This is a genomic window from Bacillus cereus group sp. N21 (assembly GCF_016483395.1).
GTDB lineage: Bacteria > Bacillota > Bacilli > Bacillales > Bacillaceae_G > Bacillus_A > Bacillus_A pseudomycoides.
In genome coordinates, this window is record NZ_JAEHBX010000379.1 from 1 (window position 1) to 254 (window position 254).

A 254-nucleotide genomic window follows, 5' to 3' on the forward strand; every position below is an offset into this window, starting at 1 on the left:
GAACGTCCGAAAACAATCAAAGTAGACTTACTACAAAATGGTAAAGTGATCGCAACGGAAGAAGTAAGTGAAGCAAGCGGCTGGAAATATACATTTAAAGACTTAGCGGCATACGATGCGAATGGCGCTGCCTACAAATATGAAGTGAAAGAACAAGCGGTAGATGGGTACAAATCGGAAGTAACTGGTTACGACATCACAAATACAAAAGTAGGTCAAACAAAAGTAGAAGGAAAGAAAACGTGGAAAGACGA

General features: G+C 40.2%; 1 protein-coding gene. It reads left to right on the forward strand.

Going from position 1 to position 254, the window contains the following annotated elements; genetic code table 11:
* Positions 1 to 254: Cna B-type domain-containing protein (locus JDS96_RS31280; RefSeq protein WP_206777263.1), on the forward strand; the 254-nt coding region annotated here is incomplete at both ends.